The following is a 17,693-nucleotide window of genomic DNA, read 5'->3' as shown; positions in this document are numbered from 1 at the left end:
CTCATACGTGCCGGTAGAACGGGTCAGCTCAGAGAGGGACTGGTGCCGGGCCGATCTCGATGGCCACGACCTCCGGCGCGATTGTTCGGGCGAACGCCAGCGTGTGCGGCAGTCGCGGGTCCTGGGCTGCCTCGCTCGGTGCGTCGTACTCGCCGGTGACGAGCAGGCCGTCCCGGGTGGCGTTCGTCCCGGAGATCAAAGTGATACCGAAGCCGCTCCACTCCGCGCGACCCGCACTCGCGAAAAGCCGATTGGCTGCGTCGCGGAGTTGGGCGGTTGAGTAACGCACCAGGCGGATGGTGAGTGCGATACCTCGACGCGCCGCTTCCGCACGGGCGACGTCGTGGAAATTCGACTCGCCGGCCCAGAGCAGGGTCGTTGCCTTGCCTTCAGCGTCGTTGACGCTGCAGACGTAACCAGCATCGTGGATCCCCGGAAGTTCGACCAACCACGTCGTGAAGCTGCTCAGCTCCATCCGATCGGCCAGCACAACCGGATCGACAGATGCCAGGTACTCGTCCGTCGAGCCCGGCACGGGGTGCTGCTTCGACACCTGCCGATCGTGCCATTTGCGCCGTGACATCACGCTGTCCCCGCAACATGGACACGTGTCGCTGTTCTGGGGGCGTACGAACAGCGACACGTGTCCATGTCGCCGAGGGCGGCGCGCTTGGGCGGACAACAAAAACGGCGCTGACCACGGGAGGGTGCTCCCGCTGGTCAGCGCCGCGTTCAGCGCCTGTATCAGGCAGCCGACTTGGTCTCCCAGAAGATCTTGTCGATCTGGGCGATGAGGTCGAGCAGCTCCTGGCCCGTGGCAGGGTCCATCGAGGACTTGGCGCCGTCGGGGCCGCCGCCTGCCTTCTTGGTGGCCTTGTTGAACAGCTCGTGCAGCTCCGGGTACTTCTCGAAGTGCGGCGGCTTGAAGTAGTCGGTCCACAGCACCCACAGGTGGTGCTTGACCAGGTCGGAGCGCTGCTCCTTGATCAGGACAGCACGCGTGCGGAACTCGGGGTCCTCGTTGCTCTGGTACTTCTCCTGGATGGCCTTGACCGACTCGGCCTCGATCCGCGCCTGTGCCGGGTCGTACACGCCGCAGGGGAGGTCGCAGTGAGCGGTGGCCTCCAGCCGCGGGCGGAGAATGCGGGACAGCAGCCGCATGGGTCCTCCCTGGTTGGTGATCGTTCTGGCGCGCCCGACACTACTCTGGGACTCCGGCCGCAGCAGGGTGGCGAGGGGGTACGGGTGCGCTGGCGGAGGGTGGCGGTCCGCGGTCCGTCGATGTCGCCGACGCTGCGTGACGCCGACGTGGTGCTCGCCAGGTTCGGCGCAGCGGCGCGCAGCGGCGACGTCGTGCTGGTGCGGTGGGCCACCCGTCCGGGCCAGCTGTCGGTGAAGCGCGCCGTGCGGCACACGGAGGACGGCTGGTGGGTGCTCGGCGACAACCCCTACGGGTCCACCGACTCGCGCACGCTCGGAGCTGCCGAGGTGATCGCCGTGGTGGCCTGGCGGTTGTGGCCGAGGCCGTGCCGGCTGCGGCCCACCGTGGAGTGATTCGGCGGCCGATACTGGGCCGAACGGTCGGCGCGAGTGACCGGGGGTCGGAGACCGGCCGCTAGGGTCGTGCGCGTACCCAGCCAGCCGACCCTGCCGATCCGCGCCGCGTCATCCTGCGGCCGTTCCGCGAGAGGCCCCGGCACCGGGAGACCGGGTCGACAACCGCGGCCCCTCCGGTGCACGGCGAGTGAGCGCCCCAGCATTCCGGGCGCCCCCAACAGCACCGTACGAGGAAGTGGACTCCGTTGACGATCGTTCCTGACCGCACCCTGCCCACCCCGGGCCCGACCCGCGAGGAGATCTTCGCCGCCCACGAAGGCGGGAAGCTCTCCATCGAGCCGACCGCGCCGTTGGCGAACGCGCGGGACCTGGCCATCGCGTACACCCCCGGTGTGGCCGAGGTGAGCCGTGCCATCGCCGACGACGCCGCACTGGCGGCCCGCTACACCTGGACCAACCGCCTGGTCGCCGTGGTCAGCGACGGCACCGCGGTGCTCGGGCTCGGCGACATCGGTCCGCGAGCCGCGCTGCCGGTCATGGAGGGCAAGTCGGCGCTGTTCAAAGCCTTCGCCGGGCTGAACTCGATCCCGATCGTGCTCGACACCGTCGACGTCGACGAGATCGTCGAGACGCTCGTGCGGCTACGTCCGAGCTTCGGCGCGGTGAACCTGGAGGACGTCTCGGCGCCACGTTGCTTCGAGCTGGAGCGCAGGCTCGTCGAGGCGCTCGACTGCCCCGTCATGCACGACGACCAGCACGGCACCGCGATCGTGCTGCTCGCCGCACTGCGCGGGGCCTGCGCGGTGCAGGTGCGTCCGCTCGCGGACCTGCGTGTCGTCATCTCGGGCGCGGGAGCCGCGGGCATCGCCTGTGCGCGCATCCTGCTCGCCGCCGGCACGCGGGACGTCACCGTCCTCGACTCCCGCGGCATTCTCGTCCCGGGCCGTGCCGGGATGACGGAGGAGAAGGCGCGGCTCGCCGACCTGACCAACCCGCGCGGCACGAGCGGCGGCGTGGCGGAGGCGCTCGACGGCGCGGACGTCTTCGTGGGGCTGTCGAGCACGTCGCTGCCCGAGGAGCTCCTGACCCGGATGGCTCCCGAGGCGATCGTGTTCGCCCTCTCCAACCCCGACCCCGAGGTGCACCCGGACGTCGCCGCGCGGCACGTCGCCATCGTGGCCACCGGACGCAGTGACTTCCCGAACCAGATCAACAACGTTCTCGCGTTCCCCGGCGTCTTCCGCGGCGCGCTCGACGCGGGGGCGAAGCGGATCACCGAGTCGATGAAGCTCGCGGCCGCCGATGCCATCCTCGCGGTGGCTCGTGACGATCTTGCCGTCGACCGGATCGTGCCCAGCCCGTTCGATCCGCGGGTGGCGCCGGCGGTGGCCGCGGCGGTGGCGTCCGCCGCGCGTTCGGTTCCGGACAGTCCTGACGAGCAGTAGCGGGCGGGTAACCCGTCCTAACCTCTCCACCCCCACATGGATGCACCGGTGACGCAGGGTGCTGACCAGCGCGTTCTCGTCCTCAACGTTAGGTAGGCCGTTTGGGCGGTCGTCCAGATCGAGCGCCATTCGGCGTCGTTGACCCGGTGAGATAGACGCCATGACCGCTGGGGGCCACGTGGAAGAGCTCGGACACCGTTCTGGTGAGGGTTCGGCCGGTGGGTCGGCGCCCGAGTCGAAGGACTCAGACGGACTGATCACCGACGCCGTCGCGCGGGCGGATCTGCTCCGCTCACGGCAGGCTGTTTTCGGTCGCGAGATGCCTCCTCGGACGGCGAAGTTCCTCGCCCGCGCCGCGAAGGCGGCGGAGGGCGAGCGCGCCGCCGAGGGTGGGCAGGCGGAGGGCGCGGCGGAAGCCGCCGCCGAGCCGCGTGCCGTACAGCTCGCCGAGCTCGACGGCCCCGGCGGCGAGAGGCGGGGCCTGCCGGAGCTGCGGGACGCGGTCTTCGGCAGCTCCCTCACCGGAGCGGGGCCGGAGATCGTCCCGCTGCCGGCGGCTCCCGCGCTCGTCTGCGACTCCGCCGAGCGCATCCTGCGGGTCAACGCCGCGCTGCTCCGCCTCGCCGGCCGGGGCACGGACGGCGCGGTGGCCCATCCCGCCGACGCAGGCCGCAGCGCGCTGTTCGGGATGAGCCTGTCGCAGCTCGTCATCGGTCCGGATGCCGATGCCCGGCTGATCCGGCCCGATGGCAGCCCCCTGCGCGTCCGGGTGGTGCGCTGGGACCTCCCGGGAGCCGGGCTGTCGGCTGTGGTGCTGGTGGAGCTGAACGACTGCGTCGACCTCGAGAGCCGTGTGGTGGATCCGGGCTGGACGGCTGAGCTGGAGAGGTTGGCGCGGGTGGGCACGTGGACCTTCGAGCTGGCCACGTCGACGCTGCACCGGAGCGAGACGCTGCAGGAGCTCTACCGCTCCCTCGGCGTCGACCCCGACGGGGCGGGCACGGCGCCGGTCGAGGGCCCGCAGGTGGCCATGCTCTGCCAGGGCCTGCGTTCGGGGTCACGCACCACCGACCACCACATCGACATGCCGCTGCCCGGCAACCGGATGCTCAGCTGCCGGGCCGAGGTGGAACGAGCCGAGGACGGCACACCGCTGCGGCTGGTCGGGGTGGTCCACGACGTCAGCGCGGAGCGGCTGGCTCGCCGCCAGGTCGAGCTGTCGGGCCAGCGCTTCGACGACCTGATGGCGATCGTGCCGGGCGGGGTCGCGCTGGTGGACCCGACGGGCCGGATCATCGACGCCAACAAGGGTCTCTGCCGGCTCCTCGACACGTCGCTGGAGCGCCTGCGCGGCGCCATGGCCGCGTCCCTCTCGGTCGACGAGCTGCTCGACCCGGAAGCCCATCTGCTCGAGACCGCCGACGGGTGCCCGGCGCTGCCGAGCTGGCTGCGCCCGGTGCCGCCCGGAGCCCGGCACGCCTACCGGGTGGGTGCGGTGCCGCTGCGCCGTGGCGACGACACCACCGTCTGGTGCGAGATCTCGGTGTCCGTCACGGCCGCCGACGACGACGGCTGGCTCTGGCTGGTCGCCTGCACCGACATCTCCGACCGCCGGCGCGCGGCCGAGGTGCTGCGCAGCGCGGGCACAGTGGACGAGCTGACCCGGCTGCCCAACCGGGCAGCCTGCGTGGAGCTGGTGGATCGGCTGCTCTCGGGGGCGTCGCGCTTCCGCGTGGCGGTCGTGTGCGGCGATCTCGACGACTTCGCCAGGGTGAACTCCTCGCTCGGCCACGAAGCGGGCGACGACCTCCTGCTCACCCTGGCCGGGCGGCTGCAGCGGGAGCTGCCGGTGGGATGCACGGCCGGCAGGCTCTCCGGCGACGAGTTCGTGGTGATCTGCTCCGACCACACCGAGGTCGGCGGGCCCGAGCTGCTCGCCAAGGTGGTCGCCGACCTGCTGAGCACCACGATCACGGTGCACGGCAGGCCGGTGCAGCTGACGGCGTCGGTGGGGCTGGCCACGTCCGTGCCGACGGGCGAGGTGCGGGCAGCGGATCTGCTCCGGTTCGCCGAGGCAGCGATGCACGACGCGAAGCGCAGGCAGGCCAGGGGCGCGATCGGGATGGCCACCGACGGCATCGTGAGCTCGGCCACGCAGGCTCTGGAACTCGAGGCCGAACTGCGTGAGGCGATCGCGGGCGACTCGCTGGTGCTCGAGTACCAGCCGGTCGTCGGCCCGGACGGCACGGTGCTCTCGGCCGAGGCGCTGGTCCGCTGGCCACACCCGGACCGGGGACTCATCTCGCCCGCCGACTTCCTGCCGGTAGCGCAGCGCACGGGTCTGCTGCGTGAGCTCGACCTCTGGGTGCTGCGCACGGGTGCGCGCGAGGCGGCGGGCTGGCCCGAGCACCGGGGTCGCAAGCCGGCCATCGCGATCAACCTGGCCGGGCTGCTGCCCGGGGAGACCGACTTCCTGACCGTGGTGAGCGACACCATCGCCGAGACCGGGCTGGCCTGGGACCGGTTGGTGCTGGAGCTGGTGGAGACGAGCCTCGTGGCGCTCCCGCCGCACGCGCTGGCCGCGATGGCCGAGCTCGTGGAGCGGGGCCTTCGGTTCGCTGTCGACGACTTCGGCACCGGGTACTCCTCCCTCGCCAGGCTGAAGGAGCTCCCGGCGCAGACGGTCAAGGTGGACCGGGCGTTCGTCACAGGAATCGCGGACGACCCCGCCGACTTCGCGGTGGCGCGCGCGGTGGTCGACATGGCCAGGGCGATGGGCCGCACCACGGTGGCCGAGGGCGTCGAGACCGCCGACCAGTTCCACGTGTTGCGCGGCATCGGAGTGGACGCCTACCAGGGATGGCTCTTCTCCCGGCCGCTCTCCTCGCTCCGGCTGCGCGACGTGCTCCAGCGCGGCAGGATCCCCACGCCGGCCTCGGCCCCAACCACTCCGTAGGAGGGCGCTGAACGGCCCCGTCCTCGTCGGGACGGGCCGTTCAGCATCGCCGCGGCCGATCTCGGTCCGAGCACAATCGGTCGCGACTGTCAGTGGACAGGGCTAGCCTCGCAGCGTTGCGACGACCGGCAAGAGGTCGTCGGTGAGCACAGCGGAGGTCTCCCGGATGATCGAGTTCCGGGGAGTGACCAAGCGCTTCCCCGACGGCACGGTCGCGGTCGACCACCTGGATCTCACGGTGGACGCAGGCCGGATCACGGTTTTCGTCGGCCCGTCCGGGTGTGGCAAGACCACGTCGTTGCGGATGGTCAACCGCATGATCGAGGCCACCGAGGGCACGATCACGATCGACGGGCGCGATGTCATGGCCGTCGACGCCGCCGAGCTGCGCCGCGGCATCGGCTACGTCATCCAGCAGGCCGGGCTCTTCCCGCACCGCACGATCCTCGACAACATCGCCACCGTCCCGCTGCTGCTGGGGTGGCGCAAGGCCAAGGCCCGCGAGCGTGCAGCGGAGCTGATGGAGGTGGTGGGGCTGGCTCCCGAGCTGGCCCGGCGCTACCCCTCCCAGCTGTCCGGAGGGCAGCAACAACGCGTCGGCGTGGCCAGGGCGCTCGCGGCCGACCCCCCGATCCTGCTGATGGACGAGCCGTTCAGCGCTGTCGACCCGGTGGTGCGGGAGAGCCTGCAGGACGAGCTCCTCCGGCTGCAGGCGGAGCTGGGCAAGACCATCGTCTTCGTCACACACGACATCGACGAAGCCGTCAAGCTCGGCGACAAGGTCGCGGTGTTCCGCACGGGCGGGGTGCTCGCCCAGTACGACGAACCCGGCAGGCTGCTCGCCCGCCCGGCCGACGACTTCGTCGACGCTTTCGTCGGGCGCGACCGCGGCTACCGCGGGCTGGGCTTCCTGTCGTCCGACGCCCTGCCGCTGGGCGAGCTGCCCACGGTGGCGCTCGGCGCCACCGTTCCCGAGGACGCGGGGTGGGTGCTGGTCGTCGACCAGACCAGGCAGCCGCTGGGATGGATCCACGGCTCCGGCACCGGCACGGTCACGGCCGTGCAGGAGTCCCTCGTCCCCGGGGGTTCTTTGTACGAGGTGGAGTCGGGTTCGCTGCGCAGCGCGCTCGACGCCGCACTGTCCTCGCCGTCCGGTCAGGGCGTGGCGATCGACGGCGACGGAGGCGTCGCCGGTTCGGTCAGCGCCGACGACGTGCTGCGCGTGCTCGAGCACACGCGCCGTGACCCGGCGGCGGCGTGAGGCACGCGGCCACGAGGCGGGGTACCGCCATGACCTGCGCATTTCGTGACGTCGGGGCCACGATGACGCCGGTGCTGCCATGACGTGGGTGCTCGCCAACCTGGAGATGATCTGGGGGCTGACCGTCGAGCACGTCGTGTTCGCGCTCGTACCCGTGGTGCTCGGGATCGTGCTGGCGGTTCCGCTGGGCTGGCTGGCCAACCGCACGGGCTTCGGGCGCACGCTCACGATCAACGTGGCCGGGCTCCTCTACACGGTGCCATCGCTCGCGCTGTTCGTGATCCTCCCGCCGCTGCTCGGCACGCAGATCCTCGATCCGATCAACGTCATCGTGGCGCTCACGGTCTACACCGTCGCCTTGCTGGTGCGCACGGTCGCCGACGCGCTCTCGGCGGTGCCGTCCGTCGTCGTGAACGCGGCCACGGCCATGGGGTACCGGCCGGTGCGTCGCTTCATCGCGGTCGAACTGCCCTTGTCGGTGCCGGTGGTGGTGGCAGGAGTTCGCGTCGCGGCCGTGTCCTCGATCAGCCTCGTCACCGTCGGGTCGGTGATCGGCTTCGGTGGTCTCGGCAGGATGTTCACCGACGGCTTCCAGCGCGACATCCCCCAGGAGATCATCGCGGGCATCGTGCTGGTGCTGCTGATGGCGCTCGTCGTCGACGGCGCCCTGGTGGTGCTCGGCCGCCTGCTCACCCCGTGGAGCCGCACCGTCACCACGGCGAGGAGCCCCGCATGAACTACTTCGGATGGCTGTTCGACGCAGCCAACTGGACGGGCCAGGGCGGGGTGTTCCAGCGGCTGCTGGAGCACATCGGCTACACGGCCCTCACCATGGCCATCGCGATGGTGCTGGCGATCCCGCTCGGAGCCTGGATCGGCCACACCGGACGCGGCGGGTTCCTGGTGGTGGGGCTGGCCAACGGGCTGCGTGCGCTGCCCACGCTCGGCCTGCTCGTGCTGCTGGTCGGGGCGATCGGGATCGGCCTGATCGGGCCCCTGATCGCGCTGGTCATCCTCGCGGTCCCGCCGATCCTCGCCGGCACCTACGCGGGTGTGCGCAACGTCGACAGCGCGGTGGTCGACGCGGCGCGGGGCATGGGCATGCGGGGGCGTGATGTGCTGTTCCGTGTCGAGCTTCCCAATGCGCTGCCGCTCGTAGTGGGCGGTATCCGCAGCTCCACGCTCCAGGTGATCTCCACGGCCACGATCGCCGCGTACGTCGCGCTCGGCGGTCTCGGCCGCTTCATCGTCGACGGTCTCGCCATCCGCGACTTCCCGGAGATGATCGCGGGCTCGATCCTCGTCGCCGCACTCGCGATCGCCGCCGACCTGCTTCTCGCCGCCCTGCAGAAGACGCTCGTGTCACCCGGTCTCCAGACGGCCCCGGGCCGTAGCCGCAGGTTGCGAGCCGTTCCCGACCCCCGACCCGCCTCACAGGCGGCCTGAACCCGTTCCAGCGGAGGATCACCGATGAGACGCTCCCTGATCGCTCGTGCGGCGGCCGTTGCCGCAATCGCCGTCCTATCCCTTGCGGCGTGCGGCGGCGGGTCCGACCCGCTGTCATCGGGTGGTAGCCCGGCGCCCGCGTCCGACACGATCATCATCGGCTCGGCCAACTTCACCGAGAACCAGATCCTCGCCGAGATCTACGCCCAGGCGTTGCAGGCCAAGGGCGTCAACGTGGAGAAGAAGCTCAACATCGGCAGCCGGGAGACCTACTTCCCCGGCCTGCAGGACGGGTCGATCGACCTGATCCCGGAGTACACCGGGGTGCTGCTGCAGTTCGTCAACAAGCAGGCTCCCGAGACCGAGTCGAACGCCGTGTACACCGCACTGGAGGCGGCGCTCCCTGGCACCCTCACGGTGCTCGACAGGTCCGAGGCCGAGGACAAGGACGCCGTGGTCGTCACCCGGGAGACCGCCACGCGGCTGAACGCCACGAGCCTCGCCGATCTCGCCCCGCACTGCGGAGAGCTGGTCTTCGGTGGGCCGCCCGAGTTCCAGACCCGTCCCGACGGCATCCCCGGCATCGCCGAGACGTACGGATGCACGTTCAAGGAGTACCGCTCGCTCGACGCCGGTGGCCCGCTCACCGTCTCCGCGTTGAAGAACGGCGACGTGCAGGCGGCCGACATCTTCACCACCGATGCCTCGATCCCGGCCAACGACTTCGTGGTGCTCACCGACCCGAAGAACAACTTCGCCGCGCAGAACGTGGTGCCGCTGATCAACAAGGCGAAGGTGAACGACACCGTCCGCCAGGTGCTCAACGACATCTCGGCCAAGCTCACCACCGAAGGGCTCACCGCGCTCAACGCCGAGGCCGCGAGCGACGCGAAGCCGTCGGCCGAGAGCGTCGCGAAGAATTGGCTCGATCAGAACGGGTTGGGATGACGACGTCGAGCGCCACAGGCGCGATCGGGCAGGTCGGGGCCCTGCGCCGCTACCCGGTCAAGTCGATGCTGGGTGAGGCGCTCCACGAGGCCGTCGTGGCGGAGGGTGGCGTCGAGGGCGACCGCACGCTTGCCCTCCTCGACACGGCCACCGGCCGGGTTGCCACGGCCAAGCACCCCCGGCTCTGGCGGGCGTTGCTCAGGTTCACGGCCACTCGCGAGAGCGCCGGGGTACGCATCACCCTTCCCGACGGGCGCTCGGTCGGGGCCGCCGACGAGGGCATCGACGAGCTGTTGTCGGAGACGCTCGGGCGCACCGTCGCGTTGTCGGCCACCCGGCCGGCCGGCGCCACCGTGGAGCGGCCCGATCCCGAGGACGTGCTGGCTGACGGGGTGGAGGCCGAGGTGCCCTACGAGACGCTGGAGATCGCGCAGGGCACCACCGCCGGCAATTTCGTCGACTACGCCCCGGTGCACCTGATCACCACCTCCACGCTCGACCGGATCGGCACGGAGGCGGTCCGCTACCGGCCCAACGTGGTCGTCGACACCCCGTCCGGCACCCCGTACGCGGAGAACGACTGGGTCGGGCGGGAGATCAGGATCGGCGAGGTGCGGCTGCGCGGCATCCTGCCCACCCCGCGCTGCTCGGTGCCGACGCTGGAGCACGGCTCACTGCCGCGTGCCACCCACGCCGTGCGCGTTCCGCTCGCCGAGAACCGCGTGGAGGTGCCGGGCTTCGGTGTGCTGCCGTGCGCCGGGGTCTACGCCGAGGTGATCCAGGGTGGCGTGGTGCGTGAGGGCGACGCGGTCGTGCTGAGCTGATCCGGGCCGCGATCAGCAGCTCAGGTCAGCGGTACCCGGTGGTGTCGGCAGGCTTCCCCGCGTCCTGCACCTCCACGACGTAGCGCCACGCGTCGGGGGCCGAGCCGTCCAGGTCGGTGAAGCCGTACTCGCGCGCGAGGCCGCCGGACGAGAGCGAGGCGCCCTGCCGGCGTGCCCGCTGCGGGTCGGCGGCCAGTGCGGCCACCGCGCGTCCGACGAAGCGGGGTGACTCGGAGATGGCGAAGTGCGGTTCCTTGGCGCACGCGTCGCGCCAGTTCGCCTCGGCCACGCCGTACATGTCGAGCATCAGCTCCGAGCGCAGCCAGCCCGGCGTGATCGCCACGGCCGTGGCGCCGTACTCGCGCAGCTCGTGGGCCCAGCTGTGGGTCAGCCGGATCGGCGCGAGCTTCGCGAGGTCGTAGTACACGTTGAGCCGGTAGTGGTCGGCGTTGTACTCGGCCGTGCCGTCGGTGACCTCGACGACGAGCCCGCCGGGGTTGCGGATCAGCACAGGGAACGCATAGCGGGCGGTGATCAGGTGGGTGTCGATGGCGAGCCGGAGCAACCGCAGCCCGTCGTCGAGGGAGTGCTCCCACACCGGCGTGTCCCACGCGGCCAGGAAGTCGCCGCCGAAGATGTCGTTCACGAGAACGTCGATGCGGCCGTGCTCGGCGTCGATGCGCGCGACGAGGGCCTCGACCTGCTCGGGCACGAGGTGATCGGTGGGTACGGCGATCCCGGTGCCCCCGGCTGCGGTGACCAGCTCGGCGGTCTCCTCGATCGTCTCGGGCCGGTTGTATTCGCTGCGCTTGGCGGTGGTCGATCTGCCGGTGACATACACGGTGGCCCCGGCCGCGCCGAGCTCCACTGCGATGCCCCGGCCCGCCCCTCGTGTCGCACCTGTGACCAGGGCGACGCGATCGGCGAGCGGTTTGTCCGTTGTCATGGCGATGAGGCTGGCAGCAATCCCTGTCAGCTTCTGTCGGTGTAACAAGGTGTATCGCTCGACTCATCTGCGTGGATCGAGTTCCTTCGCGCCACCGGGTCACCGGCGAACCTTGCGGTCCGTGAGCTGGTGCGGGAGCGACCGCACGAGATCGCCCTCACCGAGCCCGTCGTCATGGAGTTGCTCGCCGGGGCCGCTGACGAGCGGGCGTTCGCGCAGATCGAGAAGCTGACCAGCGGGCTGCCGCTGCTGTCGGTGGATGTCGTCGTCGACTATCGCGCCGCAGCCCTGGCATATCGCTCCGTCAGGGCCAGGGGCGGCGCGGTGCGGAAGCTGCTCGACTGCCTCATCGCGGTTGTCGCGATACGGACCGGGGCCGTCCTCGTGCACCGAGACCGGGACTTCGACGTGCTCGCCGCGGCTCTTCCCGATCTGCAGGTCCGGTCGTTGATCTGAACCGAGCGCCGTGTCAGATCACGACCGGGGCGCATGCCACGCGCAGCGTCCGCACCGCTGATCGCACTACGAGGGCGCAGACCAGCGCGCTCACCCCGAATGCCGGAAGGGCGAACGGGTTCGTCGCGATGAGATCGCCGGCGCCGGGACCGACGGCCACGTTCATCACCACGCCGATACCGGCGCAGAACAGAGCGCCGACAACCCCGGTATGACCCACCAGTACAGCGATTCGCCGAGCCGACGCCGCACGGTGGAATGTGGCGGCCAGCAGGACCACGGCGATCACCGAGACCAACAGGGCCGCGGTGTCCTGCGCCCGCGCCAGCCCCACGACCACGTCCGATACCGGATGCGCCGGAGTCGTGTGCCACGCCACGCCACCGCTTCGCCACAGCAGGTCCCATCCCAGAGTCATTCCGGGGAACGCCACCAGGAGCAGCAGCGCCGCCCACCGGCCCTGGCGCGCGACGAGCTCGGTCTGGAACGCCCGTGCCACCTCGGGGACGGGGCCGAAATCGTGCACGGCTCGCACTGCCGCTTGCTGCGGGTCGAGGCCGCAGCAGCGGTGGGCGGCGGCCGCGTCGCGCAGTCCGTCGCGCACCTCCCTGAGCATGCTCCGGCGCGTGCGGGCAGGGCCCCGCAGCGCGCGGGCGAGTTCGGCGACGTGCTGGTCGACCACATCGGGTGCGCTCACGAGATCCCTCCGGCGGGTCGTCCGGCCGCAGGGCGCAGCACGGCGTCCACCACGGCGCTGAACTCGTTCCACTCGGCGCGCTGGCCGGCGAGGGCGTGCCGCCCCGCGCGGGTGAGCGTGTATGTACGTCGTTCCCGCCCGCCGACGGTGCTCCACGCGCCCGAGAGCAGGGCCGCCCGCTCGAGTCGCCGGAGCGCGGGATAGACGGTGCCGGTCGGTAGCTCCAGTGCGCCGCCGCTGCGGGTCTGCAGCGCCTCGATGATCGAGTAGCCGTGCCGGGGCCCGTCCTCGAGCACCGCCAGGATCAGGCCGTCGAGGTGGCCGCGCACGGCGTCTGGCTTCACAGGTAGGGATTCTACGTACTTCAGCCGGGAGCACATCGGGAGAGGATCAGGGACATCCCGGATGTATATGTAGGCGGTCTACTTATAGCTTTCTAGGTGTGGAAACTCTTGCTCCTGCGCGGCCCGTCACGCGCAGGCCTCGGATCTCGTTGTGGGCCCTCCGGGTGGTGATCACGGTGAACCTGCTGGCCGTGCTCGCGCAGCCGGTGCTGGCCGGGCTCTTCCTCACCGGTGACGTCGACGCGATCGGCGTGCACGGCGTCATCGGATCGCTGCTGGCAGTGATCGAGCTCGTGGTGATCGTGATCGCGTTCGCCTACGTGCTCGGAGGTCGGGGTCGCCTGTGGGTGCTGCCGGTGGCGGTGCTGCTGTTCCTCGCCGTGGGCTTCCAGATCGCCGCGGGATACGCCCGTGAGCTGGAGCTGCACGTGCCGCTCGGCGTCACGATCGTCGTCGCGTCGGTGCTGCTGGCCGGATGGGCATGGACCCCGTCGGCCGCCCGGCCGCGGACGCCACGATGACCGGGTTGTCGCGCCGCGGTTTCCTCGGCCTGCTGGGGGCGGCCGGAGCCGGCGTCGCGCTGGCCGGCTGCGGGATCGGCTCGGCCCCCGGTCAGACGGGGGAGCAGCTCGCCAGCGCGCTACCGCTGCCCGATGCGTTCCGGGTACCGCTGCCCGTGCCGCCCGTGGCCCGGCCGGTGGGCACCGATCCGTCCGGTGCCGACCTCTACCGCGTGACGCAGCGGGTGGCCGACCTGGAGATCCTGCCCGGAGTACGCACGCCCGTGCTCGGCTACGACGGGATCTTCCCCGGCCCCACCTTCGACACCCGGCGCGGCCGGCCGGTGGTGGTGCTGCACCGCAACGAGCTTCCGGTGCCCACCGTCGTGCATCTGCACGGCGGGCACACTCCCGCGGAGAGCGACGGCTGGCCGCTGGATCTGCTGCTCCCGGTGGGCAATACCGCGGTCTGGGCGTCGCACCACGGGATGGTCGGTGATCTCGCCGCGGGGGAGCGGTCGTACCGCTACCCGACCGACCAGCGTGCCGCGACGCTCTGGTACCACGACCACCGCATGGACTTCACCGGTCCGTCGGTCTACCGGGGGCTCGCCGGGTTCCATCTGGTGCGTGACGACGTCGAGGACGCGCTGCCCCTCCCACGCGGGGAGCGTGAGCTGCCACTGATGATCTGCGACCGGGCGTTCGCCGCGGACGGTTCGTTCGCCTACCCGGGTCTGGACCAGGGAATGCGCTCGGTTCCCGGAGTCGAGGACGACTGGATGGAGGGAGTGCTCGGCGACGTCGTGCTGGTCAACGGGGCACCGTGGCCGGTGCACGAGGTCGACGCCGCACGCTACCGGCTCCGGCTGCTCAACGCCTCGAACGCCCGCCGGTACCGGCTCCTGCTCCAGGTGCCGGGAGCATCGGACCTGCCGTTCGTCCAGATCGGGTCGGACAACGGGCTGCTCGCGGCGCCGGTGACCCACCAGGTGCTGGAGATCGCCCCCGGTGAACGCTTCGACGTGGTCGTGGACTTCGGGGCGTTGCCCATCGGCACCGAGGTCACGATGGTCAATCCACTGGGCACCGGCCGCACCGCCGACGTCATGCGCTTCCGGGTGGTACGCACAGCGAAGGACGACAGCCGGGTGCCCGATCGGCTCGCGGACGTGGAGCCGCTCGTGCCGGCTCCCGGCGCTACGCGGCGGACCTTCCGGTTCACGCGTGGTCCGGTCGGCGACCACCGCGGCTGGACGATCAACGGCACGTCCTTCGACCCGCAGCAGTCGCTGGCCGACATCCCGCTGGGCGAGATCGAGGTGTGGCGGTTCGTCAGCGACGTCCATCACCCGGTGCACGTGCACCTCGACGGGTTCCAGGTGCTGCGCCGTGGCGTCGCCGTCCCCGGCCCGTACGACGTGGGGTGGAAGGACACGGTCGACATCCGGCCTGCGGAGATCGTCGAGGTCGCGGTCCGGTTCACCGACCACGCGGGCCGTTTCGTCTTTCACTGCCACAACCTGGAGCACGAGGACATGGCGATGATGGCGACGATCCGGACGGTGGAAAGTGCTCTTTAGCTGCTACGTGCTCGATACTGTTGTCGAGTAACCCACTTGATTCCAGCTCTTGTCGGTATTCGAAGTCGCGTACCTTTTCGCCGTGTCCCGGAGTCTGCTATCCGCTTTCCGAACTCTGTTTCTGGCAAAACGGGCGTGGTACCCCGGCATCGTTGCAGGCCTCCGTCGTGGCGCTCACACTGGTTGTGAGACCGTGTCGGCACGGAAGGGGCAGTCAGTTGCAGGAGTCACTCCTGAAATCGGGGCAGGCGGACCGCCTCCCCCGATTCGGAGACCGGTGCGCCTCGCTGCTCGCCCAACGTGAGATTTGCAGGTCCACTCCGCTGGACGTGTTTCAATCCGCTCTCAACGGCTTCTTCTATCCCGGGGGGCGGATCGAAACATCCGCATTCAGGCCCGCGCCCGTCGATTCGCTGCTCAGAGCCGGCCGGCTGAACCAGGTGACGGTCGCCTTGGTGCGGTACGGCACCGAGGCCATGGTCGATGGCGGCGAGCTCGGGGCATACCATGTGAATGTTCCGATTTCCGGCGCCGTTGCGTCGGCGTGCGGACCGCGGGAGACCGTCGCGATCCCGACACGGGCGACGGTTTTCACGCCTCATGAACACTCTGTGCTGCCCTTGTGGAGTGAGGATGCGTCCCAGGTCTGGGTCAAGATTGAGAAGTCGGCGCTCGAGACGGAAATAGAGGCGTTGTTGGGCCGTCCGATCGCTGGTGACGTCCAGTTCGAGCGGGCCATGGACCTCACCACTCCGCGCGCCCGGAGCTGGCTGCGCGTTCTGCGATTGATCCTGATGGAGCTCGACCGTCCGGGAGGTGCGCTCGAACGCTCACCGACCTACGGCAACCAGCTGGAGAGACTCTTGATCTCCGGCTTGGTCCGGACGCAAGCACACGACCACCTCGGCGGGCTGTGTGGTGCGTTCCGGCCGGCGAGGCCGCGGACGGTGAAGCGGGTGGTCGATCTGATCGAGGCTGGTCCGGAGATCAACTACACCTTGTCCGATTTGGCTCGACATGCCGGAGTCGGCGCCCGCCGTCTGGAGATCGCCTTCCAGGAGTCGCTCAACACCTCGCCGATGGGCTACTTGCGCAAGGTCAGGCTCGGCCGCACCCGTGCAGACCTCCTGGCAGGCGCGGAACCTGACATGTCGGTCGCCTACCGCTGGGGCTTCAACTACCTCGGCCGCTTCGCTGCGACCTACCGCAGGACGTACGGTGAGTTACCGTCAGAAACGGTGCGTGGCAAGCGGGGCGTGTGGGTGTTCCCATCACCTCCGGCTGTCGGTTGATCCGTTGATTTCTCGCGGACCCAGGTCTTCGTACTCGGCACCGCAGTTCACAAAGGCCGTCTACCAACCAAAGATCTGAGCGGAGATGTTCGCGGGGCGAATGAGACACGGCGCGATGTGGAAAGGGCGACAGTTCGCTCGACGCTACTGAAGGGCCGCTTCCGAACAGGCAGGGTGTGGCTATGGGCCGATATCCCGACGCCGGGCGAGCCGTCGACACCTCCGTCGCCATCGTCGGCGCCGGGGTGGCAGGACTGACGATCGGCAGGTTGCTGCGCACCGCCGGGGTGGACTGTGTCGTTCTGGAGACAGAGAGCAGAGAGTTCATCGAGCAGCGGCCGAGAGCAGGATTCATCGAGGAATGGGTGGTGCGGGCGCTGGAGCGGCACGGTCTCGCCGACGGCCTGCTCGCCCATTCCAAGCCGCAGAGCGAGTGCGAGTTCCGACTGGACGGCGTCCGACACGTCTTCCGATACGCCGAGCTGAGCGGACAGCACCACTACGTCTATCCGCAGCAGCTTTTGGTCACCGACCTGGTGCGGGCCTACGCGGACGATGCGGGCGGCTCCATCCGCTTCGGCGTCACGGACGTCGCATTGCACGGACTCGACACCGAGCGGCCCGCCGTCTCCTACACGGCCGCGGAGACCGGGGCACGACACGTCATCAACTGTGACTTCGTCGCCGGTTGCGACGGCGCGCGCGGCGTGTCACGACAGGCTGTTCCCGAGGACGCGATGCAGGTCATCCGCCACGACTTGGGCATAGCCTGGATGGCAATCCTCGCGCAGGCGCCGCCGTCGAGCGCGCACGCCGTCTTCGGTCTGCACCGCAACGGGTTGGGGGCGTTCATGCACCGCAGCCCGGAGATCAGCCGGTACTACCTGGAGGTTCCGCCGGGCGACAGCCCGGACAACTGGCCGCACGAACGGGTCTGGCGCGAGCTTCGGGAGCGGCTCGAGGTGCCCGACGCACGTCCGCTCGTCGAGGGCGAGCTGCTGGAGAAGCGTGTGCTCGACATGCACAACTACGTCGTCGAACCGTTGTCCTACGGGCGCCTCCACCTGGCCGGAGACTCTGCCCACCTGCTGGCGCCGATCGGAGCCAAGGGGATGAACTCCGCGCTGCACGATGCGTTCCTGCTGACCGACGCGCTGCGGGCGCACTACGAGCATGGTGACGACAGCCGCCTGGCCGGCTACTCCGAGGACGCCCTGCGGCGCATCTGGCAGTACCAGGAGTTCAACCAGTGGCTGTCGGAGGTCATGCACGGCCCGTCGTCGGACGACCCGTTCCGCGCTCGGGTCGCGGCGGCCCGGCTGCGCCGGATGGTGGGCTCGGAGATCAGCGGCACGTCACTCGCCGGGCTCTACATCGGGGCGGACGCGGATCACTGAACGACCCGGGCCGGACAGACCGGCAAAGCGGACGAAGCGAT

At 70.2% G+C, this 17,693-nt stretch carries 17 protein-coding genes and 1 pseudogene; 13 read left to right on the top strand and 5 right to left on the bottom strand.

Annotation, left to right across the window (positions count from 1 at the left end; all coding sequences use genetic code 11):
• Positions 1–28: 28 nt before the first annotated feature.
• Together ACQPZQ_RS39230 and sodN are read right to left on the bottom strand one after the other, a co-directional pair.
• Positions 29–553 (bottom strand): hypothetical protein, encoded by a 525-nt coding sequence (locus ACQPZQ_RS39230; protein ID WP_433289548.1) that lies wholly within the window; start codon positions 551–553, stop codon positions 29–31.
• A gap of 191 nt (positions 554–744) precedes the next feature.
• The gene (gene sodN, locus ACQPZQ_RS39225; protein ID WP_241039624.1) at positions 745–1,161 is read right to left on the bottom strand and encodes a superoxide dismutase, Ni; all 417 of its coding nucleotides are present in this window, start codon (positions 1,159–1,161) and stop codon (positions 745–747) included.
• Positions 1,162–1,245: 84 nt separating this feature from the next.
• Between sodN and ACQPZQ_RS39220 the strand changes: the two genes are divergently transcribed.
• The 8 genes from ACQPZQ_RS39220 to ACQPZQ_RS39185 all read left to right on the top strand — a co-directional run bounded on the left by ACQPZQ_RS39220 (position 1,246) and on the right by ACQPZQ_RS39185 (position 10,437).
• Complete coding sequence (locus ACQPZQ_RS39220; protein ID WP_433289545.1) at positions 1,246–1,554, top strand: S26 family signal peptidase; 309 nt, start codon at positions 1,246–1,248, stop codon at positions 1,552–1,554.
• A 248-nt stretch (positions 1,555–1,802) separates the two neighbouring features.
• Positions 1,803–3,002: an NAD(P)-dependent malic enzyme gene (locus ACQPZQ_RS39215; RefSeq protein WP_433289543.1), complete on the top strand. Its 1,200-nt coding sequence runs from the start codon at positions 1,803–1,805 to the stop codon at positions 3,000–3,002.
• A gap of 319 nt (positions 3,003–3,321) precedes the next feature.
• On the top strand, positions 3,322–5,958 hold the full coding sequence (locus ACQPZQ_RS39210; RefSeq protein WP_433289541.1) for a putative bifunctional diguanylate cyclase/phosphodiesterase: 2,637 nt from the start codon (positions 3,322–3,324) through the stop codon (positions 5,956–5,958).
• 166 nt (positions 5,959–6,124) lie between these two features.
• Positions 6,125–7,219 (top strand): ABC transporter ATP-binding protein, encoded by a 1,095-nt coding sequence (locus ACQPZQ_RS39205; RefSeq protein WP_433299591.1) that lies wholly within the window; start codon positions 6,125–6,127, stop codon positions 7,217–7,219.
• Positions 7,220–7,298: 79 nt separating this feature from the next.
• A complete protein-coding gene (locus ACQPZQ_RS39200; protein WP_241039621.1) occupies positions 7,299–7,955 on the top strand; it encodes an ABC transporter permease in 657 nt (218 codons plus the stop codon).
• Entirely contained in the window at positions 7,952–8,665 is a 714-nt protein-coding gene (locus ACQPZQ_RS39195) for an ABC transporter permease (protein ID WP_433289539.1), read from the top strand. Before ACQPZQ_RS39200 ends, ACQPZQ_RS39195 begins: the two co-directional genes overlap by 4 nt.
• A gap of 24 nt (positions 8,666–8,689) precedes the next feature.
• A complete protein-coding gene (locus ACQPZQ_RS39190; RefSeq protein WP_433289537.1) occupies positions 8,690–9,613 on the top strand; it encodes an ABC transporter substrate-binding protein in 924 nt (307 codons plus the stop codon).
• The gene (locus ACQPZQ_RS39185) at positions 9,610–10,437 is read left to right on the top strand and encodes an MOSC domain-containing protein (protein WP_433289535.1); all 828 of its coding nucleotides are present in this window, start codon (positions 9,610–9,612) and stop codon (positions 10,435–10,437) included. The genes ACQPZQ_RS39190 and ACQPZQ_RS39185 overlap by 4 nt, the downstream gene beginning before the upstream one ends.
• 25 nt (positions 10,438–10,462) lie before the next feature.
• Here ACQPZQ_RS39185 and ACQPZQ_RS39180 read toward each other — a convergent pair whose 3' ends face one another.
• Complete coding sequence (locus ACQPZQ_RS39180; RefSeq protein WP_433289533.1) at positions 10,463–11,383, bottom strand: SDR family oxidoreductase; 921 nt, start codon at positions 11,381–11,383, stop codon at positions 10,463–10,465.
• A gap of 69 nt (positions 11,384–11,452) precedes the next feature.
• Here ACQPZQ_RS39180 and vapC point away from each other — a divergent pair.
• A pseudogene (gene vapC, locus ACQPZQ_RS39175) lies at positions 11,453–11,839 on the top strand (type II toxin-antitoxin system VapC family toxin); the annotation flags it as partial.
• Between the two features lie 13 nt (positions 11,840–11,852).
• On the opposite strand, the gene ACQPZQ_RS39170 reads toward vapC, so the two are convergent.
• Positions 11,853–12,536, bottom strand: a complete 684-nt coding sequence (locus ACQPZQ_RS39170; protein ID WP_433289531.1) for a permease prefix domain 1-containing protein — start codon at positions 12,534–12,536, stop codon at positions 11,853–11,855.
• Positions 12,533–12,880 (bottom strand): PadR family transcriptional regulator, encoded by a 348-nt coding sequence (locus ACQPZQ_RS39165; protein WP_433289529.1) that lies wholly within the window; start codon positions 12,878–12,880, stop codon positions 12,533–12,535. The genes ACQPZQ_RS39170 and ACQPZQ_RS39165 overlap by 4 nt, the downstream gene beginning before the upstream one ends.
• A 98-nt stretch (positions 12,881–12,978) precedes the next feature.
• Between ACQPZQ_RS39165 and ACQPZQ_RS39160 the strand changes: the two genes are divergently transcribed.
• From ACQPZQ_RS39160 to ACQPZQ_RS39145, 4 genes are all read left to right on the top strand, one after another.
• Positions 12,979–13,401 carry a hypothetical protein gene (locus tag ACQPZQ_RS39160; protein ID WP_433289527.1) on the top strand — a complete coding sequence of 141 codons (423 nt, stop codon included), beginning with the start codon at positions 12,979–12,981 and terminating at the stop codon, positions 13,399–13,401.
• Positions 13,362–14,963, top strand: coding sequence for a multicopper oxidase family protein (locus ACQPZQ_RS39155; protein WP_433289524.1), 1,602 nt, complete (start codon positions 13,362–13,364; stop codon positions 14,961–14,963). Before ACQPZQ_RS39160 ends, ACQPZQ_RS39155 begins: the two co-directional genes overlap by 40 nt.
• Positions 14,964–15,181: 218 nt before the next feature.
• Positions 15,182–16,255 (top strand): AraC family transcriptional regulator, encoded by a 1,074-nt coding sequence (locus ACQPZQ_RS39150; protein WP_433289522.1) that lies wholly within the window; start codon positions 15,182–15,184, stop codon positions 16,253–16,255.
• Positions 16,256–16,437: 182 nt separating this feature from the next.
• On the top strand, positions 16,438–17,652 hold the full coding sequence (locus ACQPZQ_RS39145; RefSeq protein WP_433289520.1) for a 4-hydroxybenzoate 3-monooxygenase: 1,215 nt from the start codon (positions 16,438–16,440) through the stop codon (positions 17,650–17,652).
• The last annotated feature ends 41 nt before the right edge of the window (positions 17,653–17,693 follow it).

The organism is Pseudonocardia sp. CA-142604, from assembly GCF_050948475.1.
GTDB classification, from domain to species: Bacteria; Actinomycetota; Actinomycetes; order Mycobacteriales; family Pseudonocardiaceae; genus Pseudonocardia; species Pseudonocardia alaniniphila.
The sequence above is the reverse complement of the archived record's forward strand: the minus strand, read 5'-3'. Positions and strand labels throughout refer to the sequence as shown.